Consider the following 18,240-nt stretch of genomic DNA (forward strand, 5'->3'; position numbering starts at 1 on the left):
TAGCGAAGATATCCACCATGGCCAACGCCGCTTCACTGAACAATGAAATCCGCATCATGCTGATGGATTGCGGCCTGTTCAGCCAATTACACCCCGATGACTGCGGCGTGGCCGCAGGCTATTTCAGCATTGTTTCCATGGACCAAGGCGCCCGTATCTTCAGCGAGGGCGACGCGGGCACCTTCATGTGCATCATCCACTACGGCAACGTCTCGGTGTCCAAGACCGACGCCGAGGGCAATCAGGTCGAGATGGCGCTGCTGCGCAAGGGGCGTTCGTTTGGCGAGATGGCGGTGCTCGACGGCGAGCGGCGCTCTGCCACCTGCCTCGCGGCCACGGATTGCCAGCTGCTCAGCCTGGGCAAGGACTCGCTGGAGAAGATGATGACCGAGGCGCCCAAAGTAGCCGCCAAGCTGATTCGTGCGTTGGCGATCGCCTTGTCCAAACGGCTGCGTATGGTGGACGGGCAGCGGCTGTCCTGAGCGCGCCTCAGCTTTCCTCCGCGTTGCCCGGCTTGCGCGCTGCCGCCGGGCTTACCGCAGGGGGCTGAGGCACCTGCAGTTCGGGCAAGGGCGCGCTTGGGCTTGCCGGCGGAGCGGCCGCGCCTGGCCCGCCCTGGACGGACGGTGTGGCCGGCGCAACCGCAGGTACCGGAGGTGCCGCGTCCACAGGCGCGGGCGGCTCGGTGGCGGCCCGGGCAACAGCCGTGAGGGTGAGCGACAACAGCAAAAGGTATCGGGTCATGGCGATCAAGCGACGGCCTCTCGTTGCTGGGGCAAGGCATAACGCTATCCCCCTGGAAGCGGGATCACAAGCCCCCCGTCGCGCTTATCCTTGCCCTCACGCCCCCTGCCCCGGATAATCGCGCGTTTTTCAACCAGGGGCCAGCCGTGGCGAACAAGCGATACAGTTGCATCGGGCTGCATAACCCCAAGTCTCCCGAAAACGTGGGCTCGGTAATGCGCGCCGCGGGCTGCTATGGGGTGAACTCGGTGTTCTACACCGGCCGGCGCTACGAACGCGCCCGGGACTTCGTAACCGATACCAAGCGAGTGCATTACGACATCCCGCTGATCGGGGTGGACGACCTGCGCTCGATCCTGCCGCTCGATTGCGTACCGGTGGCCGTCGAACTGGTGGACGATGCCCGGCCGCTGCCAACCTACACCCACCCCGACCGAGCGCTGTATATCTTCGGCCCTGAAGATGGCAGCCTGGATGAAGACCTGCGCCAGTGGTGCGAGGACACGATCTACATTCCAACCCAGGGGTGCATGAACCTCGCCGCCACGGTGAACGTGGTGCTGTATGACCGCCTGGCCAAGGGCAACAACACCCGTTCCGGCCCGCGCTTCAAATAAGGGAACAGCCGTCGCGTTTAGGAGTCAGCTTAGGGAGCCTCACAACTTCCCATGGAGACGCCGAATGAGCAAAGACATCATCACCGAAGCCGTAGAAGCCCTGCCCACGTCCACCGGGGCGGAAACCAACGTACACGGCTGGGAGCGCGCAGGCTCCATTGCTGGCGGCGCGCTGCTGGTAGGCAAGGGTGTGCGCCGTGGCGGCATCTTTGGCTTGATCCAGATCGCCCTGGGTGGCGTAGCCCTGGCCCGTGGCTTCACCGGCCGCAGCAGGACCAAGGCGCTGCTGGCCAAGGGCCGGGAAGAACTGGACGGCCTGCGTGGGAACATCGAACGCGCGGGTGATCAGCTCAAGTCGCTCAAAGACAACGCCGTGGCCGCCACCGAATCGGCGACCGTGACCGGGAATGATTCGCTGGAATCGCCGAAGGTTTAAACCGTGCACCTCGACCGTAGCAGCCGCGCTTGCGCGCGACTGGGCCAGCACCGAGCAGAGCCGGTCGCACGCAAGCGTGGCTGCTACAAGAAATGCGGTAATCCAGGTTAACCGGCGCGGAAAATCAGGTGTTCTTCCCAGTCGTCCGCGGCCACGGCGTTTTCGCTGAGCATGCGGCCGGCCTGGGACACGCGTTGCTTGTGCACCTGATCGCGGTCGCCGCATACAAGGTAGTGCCAGAGGGGCAGGTCCTGGCGCTCGCTGACCAACCGATAGGCGCAGGTAGGCGGTAGCCACTTGAACTCATCGGCCTGGTCAGGGGTGAGCTGGATGCAATCCGGCACCTGGGCGCGGCGGTTGGGGTAGTCGCTGCAGCGGCAGGTGTCGCGGTCCAGCAGGCGGCAGGCGATGCGGGTGTAATACACGCTGCCGTCGTCTTCGTCTTCCAGCTTTTGCAGGCAGCACAGGCCGCAGCCATCGCACAGCGATTCCCACTCCCCCTGATCGAGCTGATCGAGGGTTTTGCGAATCCAGAAGGGTTCTACTTTGGCGGCCATGGGCGTTCCTGATACGAAAGGCATGCCGATGGTGCATCGGCAGAAAGCGGGCGCAAGTCTAGTGGTGCGCGGGGCTGGGGCCAAGCCCCGGCGACTGTCGGTAACCGCTGCTTGCCAGCGCCGATCCGGTTGAGTAGCTTGCTACCTTCTTGAACAGGAAGCGACGCCATGCCCGATACCCCACGTATTGCCGATTACGCCATCGCCGAACACTTCATCAATCGTTGGTCGCCCCGCGCCTTCAACGCCGAGCCGATCGACGAGCAAACCCTGCTGAGCTTCTTCGAAGCGGCGCGCTGGGCACCCTCGGCCTATAACTCGCAGCCGTGGCGCTTCCTGTATGCCCGCCGTGATACCCCGGACTGGGCGCGTTATCTGGAGCTGCTCAACGAATTCAACCGCGCCTGGGCACAACACGCATCGGCGCTGGTGATCATCCTGTCGAAAACCACCTTCACCCCGCCGGGTGCCACCGAAGAAGGCCCGGCACTGTGGCACACCTTCGACACCGGCTCGGCCTGGGCGCACTTCGCTCTGCAAGCGAGCATCAGCGGCTATCACACCCATGGCATGGCCGGCTTCGACCAGGCCAAGACCCGCGAAGCGCTAAAGGTGCCTGAAGGCTATGCCCTGCATGCGGCGGTCGCGGTCGGCAAGCTGGGCGACAAGGCCAGCCTTCCGGAATACCTGCAGGGCCGGGAAACCCCAAGCCCTCGGCGCCCGGTGAAAGAGCTGGCCAAGAGCGGCGACTTCGATTTCAGCTGAACCGAGGTTCAATAGCCGCGGTTGAAATCCACGCTGCCACGCAACGGCTGCCCTGCCTCGAACGCCGCAAGGTTTTCGAGAAACAGGCCGGCCATCAATGCGGGCGATGTGGGCGCCGCGGTATGGCCAGTGAGCAACAGCCCCCAGGCGGTCCAGAACGGATGCTGGCGGGGCAATGGCTCCTGCCGGCACACGTCGATCACCGCGCCCGCCAGGTGGCCGTCGCGCAGGGCCTGCACCAGGTCTGCGTCCACCACGGCACTCCCCCGCCCCACGTTGATGAACAGCGCCTCTGGATTGAAACCGGCAAACAGCCGCGCATCGAACACGTCTCGGGTGGCGAGGGTATCGGGCAGCAGGTTGATCACGAAATCCGCCTCCTGCACCAGCCGTGGCAATGCCTCAAGCCCGGCGACTTCCTTGAACGGCGCCAGCTCGCGCGGGCCGCTGGCAATGCCATACAACTCCACGCCAAACAGGGAAAGGTAATAGGCCACGCTGCGGCCGATGTCCCCTACTCCCACGATCAGCGCCTTGCGGCCGGCAATGCTGGCCACCGGACGGTTGTCCCACTGCCGCTCGACCTGGCTGACCACACGGGTCATCACCTTGCGTTCATGGCCCAGCACGTAGGTAAGCACGTACTCTGCCATCACCTGGCCGAAAATCCCGACAGCGCGCGTAAGGGTGTAATCCCGGGTCAAGCCCAGCGCCAGCAACGGCGTGATGCCCGCCCAGGTGGACTGCACCCAGCGAGGGCGGTGGCCCTGACGCAACAGGCTTGCCAGCAAATCCGGCTGCCCTAGCCATACCGGGCACTCGGCGGCCAGGCGGGAGAGTTCGGCGGAATCGCCACTGGTGTGGATGTGCAAGGCTGGTGCCTTGTCCTGAAGCAGGGCGGTGTAGGCGGCAAAGGCCTGCTCCGCGATAAGCACGCGCATGGTCGAACCTTGAAAGCGACAACGAGGCAAAGGCCGGCAGCCTACAAGAAGGCTACTGGCAGTCCAGTGAAATCGGCACGCCGCGGGCTAGATGGGATCGTTGCGCCGCAGCAGCTCCTCGGGAAGGTGCTCGATGTACTCGGCTTCGGGCGGCGGCATCTGCAGGTGGTAGCCCTGGGCATCAAGGTTTTCCAGCACCTTGTGAATATCCTCGCGGGCCAGCTGCCGCTCGGGGCTGAGCACCAGGTCGAAGGCATGGTGCGGCGCACCGAACGCGGCCAGCAGCCCCTCGGGCACCCGGGCCAGCGCGTCGCTTTTGAGTACGTAGAGGTACATCTCGTTTTTCTTGGGGCTGCGATAAATCGAGCAGATACGTTTCATGGCTGTTCGCCTCCAACGGTGGCCAGGTTATCGAGCAAGGCCTGGCCAAGCCGCTCGCGCCGCCAGCCGCGCAAGGTATCAGGAAGTGTGTAGGGCCCATTCGGGAAACCGCTGCGCAGCAGGGCTTCAAGTACTTTCTTGCGCAATACCAGTTCCGGGGCGATGCCCAGCCGCTCGGCCTCGGCCTGGCCTACCGCGCGCAACTGCTTGAGCACGCCTGCGGCCTCCATTGGCAAAGGCTCGGGCAACGGCGAAGGCAGTTCCTCTTCCGGTGTGTGCGCCGCGTCATGAATAAGCGCAAGCAAGGTTTCGCCATCCTGGCGGATGGTGCGCGGGTGCATTTCGTCGATCTTCGCCAGCGCCGACAGATTATTAGGCTGAAAGCGGGCAAGCGGCCAGAGCGTCTGTTCCTTGATCACCCGGTTACGAGGCACGTCGCGCAGGTGCGCCTGTTCTTCGCGCCAGGCATACAGTTCGCGCAACACCGCCAACTGCACCGGCGTGAGTTTCCAGCCGAGCCGGGCGTCACGGTACAGTTCACGCGGGTCAACCTCGCGGCCCCATTGCGCTACCAACTCATGGCCGTCATCCAGTACCCAGCCAAAGCGCTCATCGCTCAATCGCGGGCGCAGCGCCTGATACACCTCGGCCAGGTGCAGCGCGTCTTCCGCGGCATAGCTCACCTGTAGTTCGGAGAGCGGCCGCTGCAGCCAGTCGGAGCGGGTTTCGCCCTTGGGCAACTCGATTGCCAGTACTTCCTGCACCAGGCGGGAATACCCCATCGAGAACCCCAGCCCCAGGTAGGCCGCCGCCAGCTGCGTGTCGAACAGCGGCGCAGGCAACTGGCCGGTCAGCCGGGCCAGTACTTCAAGGTCTTCGCTGCAGGCATGCAGCACCTTCACCACGCCTGGCGCAGCCAACAGCTCGGCCAGCGGTGCCCAGGCAGAAATGCCGAGCGGGTCGATCAAAAAGGCCGTATGCCCGTCGCTCACCTGCAGCAGCCCGACCTTGGGGTAGAAGGTGTCCACTCGCACGAATTCCGTATCCAGCGCAATGAACGGCAGCGCCTGCCATGCAGCACACTGCGCCGCCAGCGCCTGGTCGTCACGGATCCACTCTATCGCTATGGCCACAAGCCTCTCCTCAAACAATGGGCGCAGTATATATCGCGCCGCTCGAGGACCGTTACAGGCGGGTCATGGCTTGTTGCCACGGCAGCCTGCGAACAGGTCCAGGGCAGGCTCATACACCGACGTGTCGATGGCCAAAAGGCCAAGCATGGAATGGAACAGGTTGTCCTGGCTCAAGGGCTGGCTTTGCCGCTGGCGCAGGCAGGTTGTGTCTACCGCGAAAGCGCTGCGGTAGCCCGTGGAGAACCAGGCGATCAGCGGAACGTGCTTCTGTTGATCGGGCGCCAGCATGTAGGGGGTGCCGTGCAGGTAGAGGTTGTATTCACCCAACGACTCGCCGTGGTCGGACAGGTACAGCATGGCGCTGTCCACACTGCCTTCATGGCTGCGCAGGGTGTCGATCAGGCGTGCGAGCACATGATCGGCGTAGCGCACGGTGTTGTCGTACCCGTTCACGATGCTTTCCCGGGAGCAGGCATCCAGCGCATTGCTGCGGCAAACAGGCGTAAAAAAGTCGAACCCGGCCGGGTAGCGCTTGTAGTAGTCCGGGCCATGGCTGCCCATTTCATGCAGCACCAGCACCGTGTCCTCCTTCAGGGTGTCGAGCATGGCGGGAAGGTCGCGCAGCAGTATGCCGTCGTGGCACTCGTCGTCGCAGTAATGGCCGTCCTTGCTTTGAGCAAGGTTCTGGTAGCTCACCCGGGCGCAGGTACCCTTGCAGCCTGACTGGTTGTCCAGCCAGACCACCTTCACCCCGGCTCGCTGGATCACGTCGAGGAGGCCTTCCTGGTTCTGTGCCCGAACGGCGGTGTACGCCTTGCGCCCCAGGTTCGAGAACATGCAAGGCACCGACACGGCGGTTTCCGTGCCGCACGATTGCACATTGGCAAAGGCCACCACGCCTTTCTCCTGAGCAAGCTCGGGAGTGGTATCGCGCTGATAGCCCAGCAGGCCTACGTTGTCTGCCCGCACGCTTTCGCCCACCACCAGCACGGTGAGCGATGGGCGGGTATGGCTGGCCCAGGCCGTGGCCTTGTGCGCATCGGTTCCCACCTGCTCGAAGGGCTGGCGTACCGAAGCCACCTGTTCATTGACGTACGCCAACCCAGCCCCTATCACATTGCTCGGCACTACCAGCAAACGCAGTTCGTGATGGTTACGAAACAGCGAGGCGAGGCCTTGGTAGTTGCTCAGCGCGATAGCCGCCATAAGCACGGCACTGGCGATCAGGGCGGCAAGTTTGGCGAATAGGCCGCGCAGCCCCTGGCGGTAACTTACAGGCAACTTCCAGATCACCACTGCGGGCACAACGCCGCACAACACCATATACCCTATGAACTTAAACGAAAGCAGGTCACGCACTTCGCTGATGTCCGTTTCCGCAATGTTCCTGAACATGCCAGGATCAATAACGATGCCGTACTTGTTCATGAACCACGCCGCGCCGGCGCTCACGGGGAACAGCACCATCAACACGGGCTTCAGCGTCCAGCGACCGCCCAGTAAAGAGAGCACGAGGTTAAACGCAAGCCCTACGAGCGCGGCGAAGGCAATCGCCAAGCCAGCACTGGTGCTATGGGTGATTTCGCCAAGGTGGTGCCACAACGGAAGGTTGAACGAGGCCAACAGGCAAGCACTGGTCGCAAGCGTTATTACTTCCGGCCGCACCGGTTTGATCGTCGACATATTTTTCACGTTCGCAGAGTTCGCTCGCCAGCCGAGCCGAGCGAACTTTAGGGCGAGGAAAATAAACTTTTCGTGAAAAATATGCTGAGAGTAAGTATTAGCGCCAAGTTAAACGAAACCTTGATGAACCATGAAGGAAACTTTCAGGTTTCCCTCACATAAAGCAGTGGCGCGGCGCGCTCAGGGCTGGCTTCGCCATTTGACATAGGCTTCGCGATCCATGTCGACGATGTCTACGCCCAGCTGCACATCCAGCCCCGGCGGTACGCTGATGCCTTCTTGCAGGGCGGCAAGCAGCCCTTCGGACAGCTTGCGTTTTACCTCGGCCGATCGGCCACTGAGTATGGCGAGCTTCACGTATACGAATGCCCGTTCACCCAGGCCGATGCCTACGCGGAAGTGATCGAGCTGCACGGCCCTGGCCTTGATATCCACTTCATGGGCGAACTGACCACTCGCCATCAAGGAATGGTTCAGCTTGAGCAGGAGCTTCTCAGGTTCGAGGCCAGTCAGGTTGCGGGTGTATTCCAGGTGCAGGTGTGGCATGGAGGTCCTCACATCGGCCGGCCAGGAGTGACCAGTGGTCTCAGCATAGCCCAGGTCAGGGGAACGAACGCCCCGCCTGGAAGGGTCAAACCCGTGAATCAACGGCTATGCTCCGTATAATCCACCAGCCGCGAGGTGAAGCGATGCCAGCTACACATGATCTTTATGCCGACCTGGGCAAAACGCGAGAAGAAGTGAACAAGCTGCAGCAGACCAACAAACTGCTGCAAAGCCTGGTCACCAAATACGAGGACATCGACCGGCAGGTGGTCGATGCCGAAAACGCCTCGGCCGAGGATGACACCGTAAGCGCGCTGAAGAAAAAGCGCCTGGACATCAAGAACAAGATCGTTCAGGAAATCGAATACCCCGGCACCCGGGGGGCGGCGAAAAACTTCTAGATTCACTCAAAGGCTTGGGGCCGGCACAGGGAACCGATGTGTTCGCCGGCTCCGCCGTCTTCTGCACTGGGCAATTGGCTCCCCCGCAAGGCCATGAAAAGTTGTACACCGCCCTTCGCACACAGGCCGTTTCGTTATCACCCCGCCCTGCCCTGTGATCATTGACCGCGAACAGTCCTATCGCCAAAGCCTTTGTTTTACACGCCTGCACGCCTGTACAAACCTCGCACAATAGGATCCAGCTTTACGACGAACGGCGGCTCGATCGGCTAAGGTTATCGGGCCCACAGGGGGATAACCCAGGTACTTGCCCCGCCCGGGGCCGCTGCTCAAGGGTTACCCATGAAGTCCAACGTTCGCGATGTTCATCCTGTCGCCCGTTGCGCGCCTGTGTTGTTCAACGCTGCGGGCGCAGCCGTCTCACTGGCAGTGCTGGCAAGCGCGCCTGCCCTGCCGTTCTGGTTGACCGCGGTTTGTGTCGCTGCGCCCGCTGTAGTGGCCGGCGCGCTGTGCGGCTGGCGCGGCCAGCACCAGGCGGCCGAAGCGCAGGCGCGTGAGCTCGCCAGCCAGGCGCCTGCAAGTGAAGCCCCTCGGGTTGAAGATGCCCAGCGCTTGTGTCTCGCCGCATTGCCGGTATGGATGCGCCAGATCGACACCTCGCGTGACCAGACCGAAGCGGCCATTGGCGCGCTTACCCAGCGTTTCGTAGATATTGCCCAACGCCTCGACCACACCGTGAGCACCTCGCGGCAGGCCGCCGGTGACATGGGCCAGGGAGGCGCAGGCGAAGGCTTGTCCCAGAGCCAGGTTGCCCTGAGCGAAGTGGTCGACACGCTACGTGTGAGCCAGCAAAGCCGTAATGAAATGCTCCATGCCGTGCGCAACCTCACCGACTACACCGGAGAGCTGCGGCAGATGGCAGCGGAAGTCGCCGCCATCGCTCAACAAACCAACCTGTTGGCACTCAATGCCGCCATCGAAGCGGCACGCGCCGGGGAAGCCGGACGCGGCTTCGCCGTGGTGGCCGATGCCGTGCGTTCACTGTCGAGCCAGTCCAGTGAAACGGGCCAGAAAATGTCCGCGAAGGTGGACGTGATCAACAACGCCATCGGGCGCCTGGTAGAAGTGGCCGGTGAGAGCAATGACAAGAGCAGCGACACCGTTGCGCATGCCGAACACACCATCGAAGGCGTACTGGGCGTTTTCGAAGGCATCACCGGGCAACTGCAAAGCGCATCGCAGTTGCTGCAGGACGAAAGTACCGGCATTGGCCATGAGCTTTCCCAGGTGCTGGTAGAACTGCAGTTCCAGGACCGCGTGAGCCAGATCCTCGTTCAGGTACGCGAACGGATGGCGAGCTTGCACCAGCAGTTGGAGCATTGCCAGGCAACGGGCGAACCCTTCCATCTCGATGTGGACGCGTGGCTGGCCGAAACCGAACGCACCTACGCGATGCAAGAGCAGCGCAACAACCATCACGGCCGAGGCAGCGCCAGGCCCGCCGACAGCGCTGTCACCTTTTTCTAGGCCGCTGCCCTTCCGGGCAATGGCGTATTGACCGCTTTTAGTAAATCACCCTTCAGGAGGTTATATGGCCAAGTCCATATTGGTAGTGGATGACTCCGCAAGCATCCGCCAAGTAGTAGGTATCACCCTCAAGGGCCAAGGCTACGACGTGCTGGAAGCCTGCGATGGCCAGGACGCACTGCGCAAGCTGACCGGCCAGAAGATCCACCTGGTGATCAGCGATGTGAACATGCCGAACATGGACGGCATTACCTTCGTGAAAGAGCTGAAGAAACTGCCGGCGTACAAGTTCACGCCGGTGATCATGCTCACTACCGAATCCCAGGAAAGCCGTAAGCAGGAAGGCCAGGCCGCTGGCGCCCGTGCATGGGTGGTGAAGCCCTTCCAGCCAGCGCAGATGCTGGCCGCCGTGGCCAAGCTGATCGCGCCATGATCGTGGCAGAGCGAGCCGGCGACGCGCTGCAGGTCACCTTGCAAAGCGAGCTGACCATTTACCAGGTGGGTGAACTGCACGCCGCCGCGCAGGCCTGGCTCGCCGAAGCTTGCGCCTGGCGCCTGGACCTCAGCCAAGTGGCAGAAATGGACGGCGCGGGGTTGCAGTGGTTGCTGTTCATTCAGCAGCGGCTGCGCGCAGAGGGCCATGACCTGGCCCTCACCGCCGCCAGCGATGCCGTACGTGACGTGCTGCAGCTTTGCCCGGCGACCGGCCTTGCAATGCCTTCGTGATCTTTGACCCTCAGGAACAAACCGGCCTATGAACCTTGACGCTGCACTGCAGACCTTTATCGCCGAAGCCCGCGAACTCCTCCAGGACATGGAACAAGCGCTGTTGCGCCTGGAGAGCGAGCCGGGCGATATGCAGTGCCTGGCCGCCGTGTTCCGCGCGGCCCATACCATCAAAGGCTCGGCCGGGCTGTTCGGGCTCGACCCGCTGGTGAGCTTCGCTCACGTGGTCGAGGACCTGCTCGACCGCCTGCGTAGCGGCAGCCTGGCCATCGACCGTGAGCGTATCGCGTTGCTTCTGGGCTGCAACGATCACTTGAGCGCCTTGCTCGAGTGCGTAGCCGTGGAGCGCCGCGAGCCGAGTGCAGCGCTGTTGGCCAACGAACAACCGCTGCGTGACCGCCTGGCCGCCTGCGGTGGGCAAGCCGCGGCTGCCCCGGCGGCTGCGGTGGAACAGGCTGAAACAAACCCTGGTCGGCTTTGGCAGGTTTCGGTGCGCTTCGGCGAAGACACCTTCCGCCACGGCATGGACCCGCTGTCGTTCCTGCGTTACCTGGACACCCTCGGCGAGCGCAAGGCCCTGGTGCTTCACCAACAAGGCATCAGCGAAGCCGAAACCTTCGACCCGGAAACCTGCTACCTGGGGTTCGACCTTCAGCTGCAGGCCGCGTGCGACGCAGACACCTTGGCCCAGGCGTTCGCGTTTGTAGAGGGCGAGTGCGAGCTGGCGATCAACGAGCTACCCGGCGAGGCCATGAGCGAGCAGTTGCCTGCGGCAGCGGTGGAGCCTGTAGTGACGCCGCCCACGCAAACGGCCACGGCAGAGCCGCGCCCGGCGCAGGACAACCGCCAGGCCTGGGTGCGCGTGCGCGCCGACAAGCTCGAGGCCCTGATCAACCTGGCGGGCGAACTGGTGACTGCTGGCGCCGGTGCGCGCCTGCTGGCCGAACGTGCCGCCACGGGCCGCGCTGACGAGGCCTTGCTGGAAGCGACCGCCTCGGTCAACGCCCTGGTAGAGCAAGTGCTCGAAGGCGCGCTGGCCATGCGCATGGTGCCGATCGGCGAAACCTTCAACCGGTTTCATCGCGTGGTACGTGACGTCAGCCAAGGGCTGGGCAAGGACATCGAACTGGTGGTCAGCGGTGGTGACACTGAACTGGACAAAGCACTGGTGGAGCAACTCGGTGACCCACTGATGCACCTGCTGCGCAACGCCATGGACCACGGCATCGAAACACCCGAGGCACGGCTGGCGGCGGGCAAGCCTGCGCGTGGCCGGCTGCACCTCAACGCGTTTCACGACGCCGGCAACATTGTGGTGGAGCTCAGCGATGACGGTGCCGGCCTGAACCGCGCGCGCATTCTGGCCAAGGCACGCGAGCGCGGGCTGATCGGCAATACCGAGCCAAGCGACCGTGAGCTGCTGGCGCTGATTTTCGAACCGGGCTTTTCCACCGCGGCGGCCGTGACCAACTTGTCCGGGCGTGGCGTGGGCATGGACGTGGTGAAACGCAACATAACCGGCCTGCGCGGCAGCATCGAGCTGTTCAGCCCGGCAGGCGAAGGCACCACTGTGCGCATCCGCCTGCCACTCACCCTGGCGATGATCGATGGGCTGCTCGTGGAAGCTGCGGGCAGCAGTTATGTCATCCCCCTAGGGATGGTGCGCGAATGCATGGAGCTGGTGCCCGGCGAACGCAACGCCTTGCGGGCCAGGGGCCACGTGGACCTGCGCGGGGAGGTTCTGCCGCTGGTGTTCCTGCGTGACCATTTCGAGCTGCACGGCGAACCGCCCCGGCGGGAAAACATCGTGGTGATACGCGCCCACGGCCTCAAGGCGGGGCTGGTGGTGGACCACCTGATGGGCGAATACCAAACCGTTATCAAACCCCTCGGCGCGCTGTTCGGCGGCGTTCGGGGCATCAGCGGCTCGAGCGTGTTGGGTAGTGGCGTGGTCGCCCTGATCCTTGACGTGCCTGCCCTGCTCAAGCACCTGACCGAGCGCGAGAGCGCCTCGCTCAAACTTTCTTCAACGTTTCAGGCTGTCCAGGGTTAGTCCCGAGGTGTTCCAATGAACTGGTTCTATAATCTCAAAATCTCCGCCAAGCTGCTGATTTCCTTCCTGCTGGTGCTGTCGCTGTCCATCGTGCTGGGCGTCTTCGCGATCATGCAATTGTCTGCGGTCAACAGCGCCGCGGTACGCATGAGCGAAGACTCCGTGCCGTCCATCCGCGTGGCCTCGAGCATGCGCTATAACCTCACCCAGTACCGTACCCGCGAGGCACGGCACATCCTGGCCGACACCGCCGCCGAAATGGACGACCTGCGCCAGCTGGGGCAGCAATCGCGCAGCGAGGTCGACAGCAACCTGGAGAAATACAAACCGTTGATCTCCGGGCCAGAAGAGCAGTCGCTGTATGACGCTTTCGTCAGCGACTATCGCCATTACATGAGCGTGAGCGAGAAAATGCTGAGCCTGTCCGCCGAGGGCGACAAGGCAGCGGCAAAAGCTATGCTGGTGGAGTCCAAGCCGGTGTTTGAAAGCGCCGCCGCGACCCTTGGCAAACTGTCGGCACTCAATGACGCCAACGCTCAGGCGGCCAGCGACGCGGCTGCCAGCACCTATGAACGTGCACGCCTGGCCATTGCACTGGTATTGGCTGGCTCGGTGATCCTGGGCCTGTTCCTCACCTGGTTCGTGTCCCGCATCATCTCCCGCCCCCTGCGCCATGCCATGGACGTGGCCACGCGTTTGGCCGAGGGAGACCTGGCGGTGAAGGTGGAAGTGACCAGCCAGGATGAAACCGGCCGGGTACTGGTTGCCATGGAAAACATGGCGGGCCAGCTTGGCCGCATCATTGGCGAAGTTCGCCATGCGGCGGATAACCTGGCCAGCGCTTCGGAAGAAGTGAGCGCCACCGCGCAGTCCATGAGCCAGGCCACCAGCGAGCAGGCTGCCAGCGTGGAACAGACCAGCGCTTCGGTAGAACAGATGACCGCCAGCATCAACCAGAACACTGAAAACGCCAAGGTGACCGATGGCATGGCCAGCAAGGCCTCGCGCGAAGCCGTGGAAGGTGGGCAGTCGGTGCAGGCTACCGTCGACGCCATGAAAAAGATCGCCCAGCGCATCGGGATCATCGACGACATTGCCTACCAGACCAACCTGCTGGCGCTTAACGCCGCGATCGAAGCCGCCCGTGCCGGTGAGCATGGCAAGGGCTTCGCGGTGGTTGCCGCCGAAGTGCGCAAGCTGGCTGAACGCAGCCAGGTGGCCGCGCAGGAAATCGGTGAGCTGTCCACCAGCAGCGTGAGCCTGGCCGAACGCGCCGGCGCGCTGCTGACCGAGATGGTGCCCTCGATCGGCAAGACCAGCGACCTGGTGCAGGAAATCAGCGCTGCCTCCGAAGAGCAGTCTGCGGGCGTTGCCCAGATCAACATGGCAATGGTGCAGCTGAACCAGGTCACTCAGCAGAACGCTTCCAGCAGCGAAGAGCTGGCGGCCACCGCCGAGGAAATGAGCAGCCAGGCCGAGCAATTGCAGCGCGCCATGAGCTTCTTCCGCATGGAAACCGACAACGCCCGCGGCGTGCCGCCAACCTCGCAGCGCAGCCCGGCGCGGCCAGCGGTCGCCACCCCTGCACGCCAGGCCTGGCGCGGCGAGCCGGCTGCGGCAGTGTGTGAAACCGAGTTCACCCGGTTCTGAAGGAGGCGCTGTAATGACTAGCCAAACCCCCGGCACCCTCGCCGATGCGCAGTACCTGACCTTCTCGGTTGCCGGGGACACCTATGCCCTGGCGATCGAAGGGATCAAGGAAATCATCGAGCTGAGCCAGATGACTGTGGTACCGATGATGCCGGCCTATGTGCGCGGCGTGATCAACCTGCGCGGCGCGGTGGTGCCAGTGATTGACCTGGCCGCGCGCTTCGGCCAGCCACCGGCCGAGCTCGGCCGCCGCAGTTGCGTGGTGATCCTGGAAATAAACGCGGACGATGGCGAGAAGCAGGTGTTCGGCCTGCTGGTAGATGCCGTGTGCGCGGTGCTCGACATTGCCGCCGAGCACATGGAGCCGGCGCCGGCGTTTGGCGCGCGCATTCGCGCCGACTTCATCGCCGGCATGGCGCGCCTGGATGCACGCTTTGTAATCGTGCTCGATGCCAACCGGGTGCTGGCCTTGCAAGACCTGGCAGCGATCAGCCACATGGCAGGCGAGGCGGCGGCGTGAGCAACAGCGGCATCAGCGACGCCGACTTCGCGCACTTCCAGCGCTGGCTTTACCAGCGCGCGGGCATCCATATGGCGGCCAGCAAGAAGGCGCTGGTCGCGGGCCGCCTGGCCACACGTTTGCGCCACCATGGCATGAACGATCATGGCGCTTATTTTGCGATGATCACCACGCCCCAGGGCGGGGACGAAGCCCAGATTGCGCTGGACCTGCTGACCACCAACGAAACCTATTTCTTTCGCGAACCCAAGCATTTCGAGTGGCTGCGCGAGCAGCTTCCGCAGCTTCAACGGCCGGGGCGCACGTTCCGCCTATGGAGCGCCGCCTGCTCTTCCGGGGAAGAACCCTACAGCCTCGCCATGCTGCTGGCCGACTGCCTGGGTGAGAAACCCTGGGAAATATTCGGCTCGGATATCAGCACCCGAGTGCTGGAAAAAGCCGCGCGCGGCCATTACCCGATGGAACGGGCCCGCAACCTGAGCCAGGAACACTTGAGCCGGTATTGCCTCAAGGGCATCGGCCGCCAGGCAGGCACGCTGCTGGTGGACAAACCGCTGCGGGATCGAGTGCAGTTTCTCCAGGTGAACCTGAACGATCATTTGCCCAAGCTGGGCGAATTCGATGTGATCTTTCTGCGCAATGTGCTGATCTATTTCGATGTACCCACCAAGCAGCGTGTGCTCGGCCGGCTGGTCCCGCTACTGCGCAGCGGTGGCTACTTCATCGTGAGCCACTCCGAAAGCCTGAACGGCGTAACGGACGCGCTGGCGCTGGTGTCTCCTTCCATCTACCGCAAACCATGAGCCCGCTCGCCATGCCCATCAAGGTAATGATCATCGACGACTCGGCCGTGGTGCGTCAGGTACTGCAAGCCATTCTGGAGCAGAGCCCCGACCTGAAGGTGATCGGTGTGGCCAGCGACCCGTTGTTCGCCATGGAAAAGATGGCCAAGCAATGGCCGGATGTAATCGTGCTGGATGTGGAAATGCCGCGCATGGACGGCGTGACCTTCCTGCGCAAGCTGATGGCCGAGCGCCCTACCCCCGTGGTGATTTGCTCTACCCTGGCTGAAAGTGGCAGCCAGACCGCACTGCAAGCCTTGGCCGCCGGCGCTGCGGATATCATTGCCAAACCGAAAATGGGCCTGAAGGAATTCCTGCACCAATCGGCGGCGGAATTGACCAGCGCGGTACGGGGTGCGGCGAAAGCCAACCTGAACGCCCTGCGCACGCGTTCACCCCTGCCAGCGGTGGCGCCGAAACATACCGCCGATGCGATTTTGCCGCCCGCCGGCGCCCAGGCCATGGCCCGAACCACCGAGCGCGTGATCGCATTGGGCACTTCCACTGGCGGTACCCAGGCGTTGGAGCGTGTGCTCACGGCGCTGCCTCGGGTATGCCCGGCCATCCTCGTGGTGCAGCACATGCCCGAAAAGTTCACCGCGGCGTTCGCCCAACGGCTTGATAGCCTCTGCCAGGTTGAAGTGATGGAAGCCCGGGACAACGACCGTGTGTTGCCGGGGCGGGTACTGATCGCGCCGGGTGGGCGCCACATGTTGCTCAAGCGCAGCGGTGCGCAATATCACGTGCAGGTCACCGATGGCCCGCATGTGAACCGGCACAAGCCGTCGGTGGACGTACTGTTCCGCTCCGTTGCACGCTTCGCCGGCGCCAATGCCACGGGGGTGATCATGACGGGCATGGGTGACGATGGCGCCCGAGGCCTGAAGGAAATGCTTGAGGCCGGGGCCGATACCTACGCCCAGGATGAGGCCAGCTGCGTGGTGTTCGGCATGCCCAAGGAAGCGATTCGCCTTGGTGCTGCCCGGCAAGTGGTTGGGCTGGACCGGATAGCTCAGCTGATCGTGCAAACGTCACGGGGCTGAACCACCGGCCCCTACTTGCCGTTAGCCCATGTTTACCCCATAGCCCTGCGCCAAAGGCTTGAGCCCCCCTGCGTAACCCTGGCCGATGGCGCGGAATTTCCATTCGCCATTGTGGCGGTACAGCTCGGCAAAGATCATGGCGGTTTCGGTGCCGGCGTCTTCGGCAAGGTCGTAGCGGACCACTTCTTCCCCCGTGGTTTCGTTGATAATGCGGATGAACGCACCGCCCACCTGGCCGAAATTCTGCCCACGCTCGCCCGCCTCATGAATGGTCACGGCGAACGCAACCTTATCCACGTCTGCCGGGACCAGCGCGAGGTCTACCTTGATCTGCTCATCATCGCCGTCTCCAGCCCCGGTACGGTTGTCACCGGTGTGCTCGACCGAGCCGTCGGCGCTTGTCAGCTGGTTGTAGAAGATGAAATCCCCCTCCCCTCGGACTTTCCCCATGGCGTTCAGCAGGAAGGCGCTGGCGTCCAGGTCGAAATCCACGCCGTCGGTAGCACGGGGGTTCCAACCCAGCCCTACGACGATTCGCGTGAGGGAAGGGTCGGTTTTGGTAAGCGAAAGGTTGCCGCCCTTTTGAAGGGACAATGCCATGTGAAGCTCCTTGTTTGTGTGAGTGCGCGAGGGGTCAGTTGCGTTCGGCCGGTGAAGGCGCCTTTGCGGGGAAGATCAGGCTGGCGGCAATGCCCACCGCCAGCACGGCCATGACGATCGCCAGGCTGGTATTGGGGGCAATGGTGTAGCCGTGCTCGAACAGATGATGGGTGGCGTTGAGGCCCAGCTTCGCCGCGATGAAAAACAGCAGCGCGATCACGGCTTTTTCCAGGTGCACCAGGTAACGCTTGAGCGCTTCGAGCACGAAGTACAGGCTGCGCAGCCCCAGAATGGCGAACAGCATTGCCGAGTACACGATCAGCGGCTCTCGGCTTACTGCGATAACCGCGGGCACGGAATCGAAGGCGAACAGCACGTCCGACACCTCTACCACCACAAGGCACAGGAACAATGGCGTTGCGAACACAGCGCCCTTCGCTGCGAGCGTGATGCCATGGTTTTCAGGCTTCAGGAGCTGCGCCTCAAGCGCTTGGCGGCTGACGAAGAAACGATTGCCGTGCAGCTTGGGCCAGGTCGGAAACAACCGTGTGGCAACGCGATAGGCAATGTGCCGGGAATAGTCCTCTTCGGCCTCGTCGCTGCCACTACCTTTGAGCATCATGACCGCGGTCCAGGCCACGATCACCGCGAACACCACCTCGACCCAAGGGCCCAGGGCGAGTAACCCGGTGCCGATAAGCACAAAGACCCCGCGGAAAACCACTGCGCCGATCACGCCCCAGTAGAGGACACGATGGCGAAGCTGATCCGGAACCTTGAACCAGGCGAAGATGGCCATGAACACGAACAGGTTGTCCACGCTCAATACTTTTTCAAGGGCGTAGCCGGTCACGAACAAGCTGGCGGTGTGGGCGCCATGTTGCACGAACAGGAAGGCCGCAAACCCCAGCGAAAGAGCAACCCAGAACACCGACCACACCGACGCCTTGGCCAGTGAAACGGGCCGGTCGGCGCGATGGGTGACCATGTCCAGCAGCAGTGCGCCGAGCGCGATGCCAGCGAATACCGCGATGGTCAATGGCGGGAAGCCAAGAGGCGTAGCGTCCATGGGGTA

22 protein-coding genes are annotated in these 18,240 nt (G+C 63.1%); 13 read left to right on the plus strand and 9 right to left on the minus strand.

Annotation, left to right across the window (positions count from 1 at the left end; translation table 11 throughout):
* Positions 1-17 precede the first annotated feature (17 nt).
* Positions 18-482, plus strand: coding sequence for a Crp/Fnr family transcriptional regulator (locus tag AC3Z8Y_RS17985; protein WP_490086967.1), 465 nt, complete (start codon positions 18-20; stop codon positions 480-482).
* A 7-nt stretch (positions 483-489) separates the two neighbouring features.
* On the opposite strand, the gene AC3Z8Y_RS17990 is transcribed toward AC3Z8Y_RS17985, so the two are convergent.
* Positions 490-744 (minus strand): hypothetical protein, encoded by a 255-nt coding sequence (locus AC3Z8Y_RS17990; RefSeq protein ID WP_490086968.1) that lies wholly within the window; start codon positions 742-744, stop codon positions 490-492.
* A 146-nt stretch (positions 745-890) separates the two neighbouring features.
* Between AC3Z8Y_RS17990 and AC3Z8Y_RS17995 the strand changes: the two genes are divergently transcribed.
* Both AC3Z8Y_RS17995 and AC3Z8Y_RS18000 read left to right on the plus strand, forming a co-directional pair.
* Positions 891-1,361, plus strand: coding sequence for an RNA methyltransferase (locus AC3Z8Y_RS17995; protein WP_181111503.1), 471 nt, complete (start codon positions 891-893; stop codon positions 1,359-1,361).
* 64 nt (positions 1,362-1,425) lie between these two features.
* A complete protein-coding gene (locus AC3Z8Y_RS18000; protein WP_490086969.1) occupies positions 1,426-1,797 on the plus strand; it encodes a YgaP family membrane protein in 372 nt (123 codons plus the stop codon).
* Between the two features lie 107 nt (positions 1,798-1,904).
* Here the strand turns inward: AC3Z8Y_RS18000 and AC3Z8Y_RS18005 are convergent, their stop codons facing one another.
* On the minus strand, positions 1,905-2,354 hold the full coding sequence (locus AC3Z8Y_RS18005; RefSeq protein ID WP_181111501.1) for a YcgN family cysteine cluster protein: 450 nt from the start codon (positions 2,352-2,354) through the stop codon (positions 1,905-1,907).
* 168 nt (positions 2,355-2,522) lie between these two features.
* Here AC3Z8Y_RS18005 and AC3Z8Y_RS18010 point away from each other — a divergent pair, with 168 nt between their 5' ends.
* On the plus strand, positions 2,523-3,119 hold the full coding sequence (locus AC3Z8Y_RS18010) for a nitroreductase family protein (protein WP_181111500.1): 597 nt from the start codon (positions 2,523-2,525) through the stop codon (positions 3,117-3,119).
* Between the two features lie 8 nt (positions 3,120-3,127).
* Here the strand turns inward: AC3Z8Y_RS18010 and AC3Z8Y_RS18015 are convergent, their stop codons facing one another.
* The 5 genes from AC3Z8Y_RS18015 to AC3Z8Y_RS18035 form a co-directional block, all read right to left on the minus strand.
* A complete protein-coding gene (locus tag AC3Z8Y_RS18015; RefSeq protein ID WP_490086970.1) occupies positions 3,128-4,060 on the minus strand; it encodes a D-2-hydroxyacid dehydrogenase in 933 nt (310 codons plus the stop codon).
* 87 nt (positions 4,061-4,147) lie between these two features.
* Positions 4,148-4,441, minus strand: coding sequence for a YcgL domain-containing protein (locus tag AC3Z8Y_RS18020; RefSeq protein WP_181111498.1), 294 nt, complete (start codon positions 4,439-4,441; stop codon positions 4,148-4,150).
* On the minus strand, positions 4,438-5,574 hold the full coding sequence (rnd, locus tag AC3Z8Y_RS18025) for a ribonuclease D (protein ID WP_490086971.1): 1,137 nt from the start codon (positions 5,572-5,574) through the stop codon (positions 4,438-4,440). The genes AC3Z8Y_RS18020 and rnd overlap by 4 nt, the downstream gene beginning before the upstream one ends.
* Positions 5,575-5,637: 63 nt before the next feature.
* The gene (locus AC3Z8Y_RS18030; protein ID WP_490086972.1) at positions 5,638-7,257 is read right to left on the minus strand and encodes a phosphoethanolamine transferase; all 1,620 of its coding nucleotides are present in this window, start codon (positions 7,255-7,257) and stop codon (positions 5,638-5,640) included.
* 180 nt (positions 7,258-7,437) lie between these two features.
* The gene (locus AC3Z8Y_RS18035; protein WP_490086973.1) at positions 7,438-7,803 is read right to left on the minus strand and encodes a 5-carboxymethyl-2-hydroxymuconate Delta-isomerase; all 366 of its coding nucleotides are present in this window, start codon (positions 7,801-7,803) and stop codon (positions 7,438-7,440) included.
* Positions 7,804-7,946: 143 nt separating this feature from the next.
* Here AC3Z8Y_RS18035 and AC3Z8Y_RS18040 point away from each other — a divergent pair, with 143 nt between their 5' ends.
* The 9 genes from AC3Z8Y_RS18040 to AC3Z8Y_RS18080 all read left to right on the plus strand — a co-directional run bounded on the left by AC3Z8Y_RS18040 (position 7,947) and on the right by AC3Z8Y_RS18080 (position 16,565).
* Complete coding sequence (locus AC3Z8Y_RS18040; RefSeq protein WP_490086974.1) at positions 7,947-8,204, plus strand: DUF465 domain-containing protein; 258 nt, start codon at positions 7,947-7,949, stop codon at positions 8,202-8,204.
* Positions 8,205-9,068: 864 nt separating this feature from the next.
* Positions 9,069-9,731 carry a methyl-accepting chemotaxis protein gene (locus tag AC3Z8Y_RS18045; RefSeq protein WP_490090033.1) on the plus strand — a complete coding sequence of 221 codons (663 nt, stop codon included), beginning with the start codon at positions 9,069-9,071 and terminating at the stop codon, positions 9,729-9,731.
* Positions 9,732-9,795: 64 nt separating this feature from the next.
* Positions 9,796-10,164, plus strand: coding sequence for a response regulator (locus AC3Z8Y_RS18050; protein ID WP_181111492.1), 369 nt, complete (start codon positions 9,796-9,798; stop codon positions 10,162-10,164).
* Positions 10,161-10,457 carry an STAS domain-containing protein gene (locus AC3Z8Y_RS18055; RefSeq protein ID WP_490086975.1) on the plus strand — a complete coding sequence of 99 codons (297 nt, stop codon included), beginning with the start codon at positions 10,161-10,163 and terminating at the stop codon, positions 10,455-10,457. The genes AC3Z8Y_RS18050 and AC3Z8Y_RS18055 overlap by 4 nt, the downstream gene beginning before the upstream one ends.
* A 28-nt stretch (positions 10,458-10,485) precedes the next feature.
* Positions 10,486-12,510 carry a chemotaxis protein CheA gene (locus AC3Z8Y_RS18060; RefSeq protein WP_490086976.1) on the plus strand — a complete coding sequence of 675 codons (2,025 nt, stop codon included), beginning with the start codon at positions 10,486-10,488 and terminating at the stop codon, positions 12,508-12,510.
* A gap of 15 nt (positions 12,511-12,525) precedes the next feature.
* Positions 12,526-14,160: a methyl-accepting chemotaxis protein gene (locus AC3Z8Y_RS18065; RefSeq protein ID WP_490086977.1), complete on the plus strand. Its 1,635-nt coding sequence runs from the start codon at positions 12,526-12,528 to the stop codon at positions 14,158-14,160.
* A 13-nt stretch (positions 14,161-14,173) separates the two neighbouring features.
* Positions 14,174-14,680 (plus strand): chemotaxis protein CheW, encoded by a 507-nt coding sequence (locus tag AC3Z8Y_RS18070; RefSeq protein ID WP_490086978.1) that lies wholly within the window; start codon positions 14,174-14,176, stop codon positions 14,678-14,680.
* Positions 14,677-15,483: a CheR family methyltransferase gene (locus AC3Z8Y_RS18075; RefSeq protein WP_490086979.1), complete on the plus strand. Its 807-nt coding sequence runs from the start codon at positions 14,677-14,679 to the stop codon at positions 15,481-15,483. The genes AC3Z8Y_RS18070 and AC3Z8Y_RS18075 overlap by 4 nt, the downstream gene beginning before the upstream one ends.
* 11 nt (positions 15,484-15,494) lie before the next feature.
* Positions 15,495-16,565 (plus strand): protein-glutamate methylesterase/protein-glutamine glutaminase, encoded by a 1,071-nt coding sequence (locus AC3Z8Y_RS18080; protein ID WP_490086980.1) that lies wholly within the window; start codon positions 15,495-15,497, stop codon positions 16,563-16,565.
* A 21-nt stretch (positions 16,566-16,586) separates the two neighbouring features.
* Here the strand turns inward: AC3Z8Y_RS18080 and AC3Z8Y_RS18085 are convergent, their stop codons facing one another.
* Both AC3Z8Y_RS18085 and AC3Z8Y_RS18090 read right to left on the minus strand, forming a co-directional pair.
* On the minus strand, positions 16,587-17,165 hold the full coding sequence (locus tag AC3Z8Y_RS18085) for a TerD family protein (protein WP_490086981.1): 579 nt from the start codon (positions 17,163-17,165) through the stop codon (positions 16,587-16,589).
* A gap of 34 nt (positions 17,166-17,199) precedes the next feature.
* Positions 17,200-18,234, minus strand: coding sequence for a TerC/Alx family metal homeostasis membrane protein (locus tag AC3Z8Y_RS18090; protein ID WP_490086982.1), 1,035 nt, complete (start codon positions 18,232-18,234; stop codon positions 17,200-17,202).
* Between the last annotated feature and the right edge of the window lie 6 nt (positions 18,235-18,240).

Source organism: Pseudomonas sp. 3MAES_34.3B (assembly GCF_058145875.1).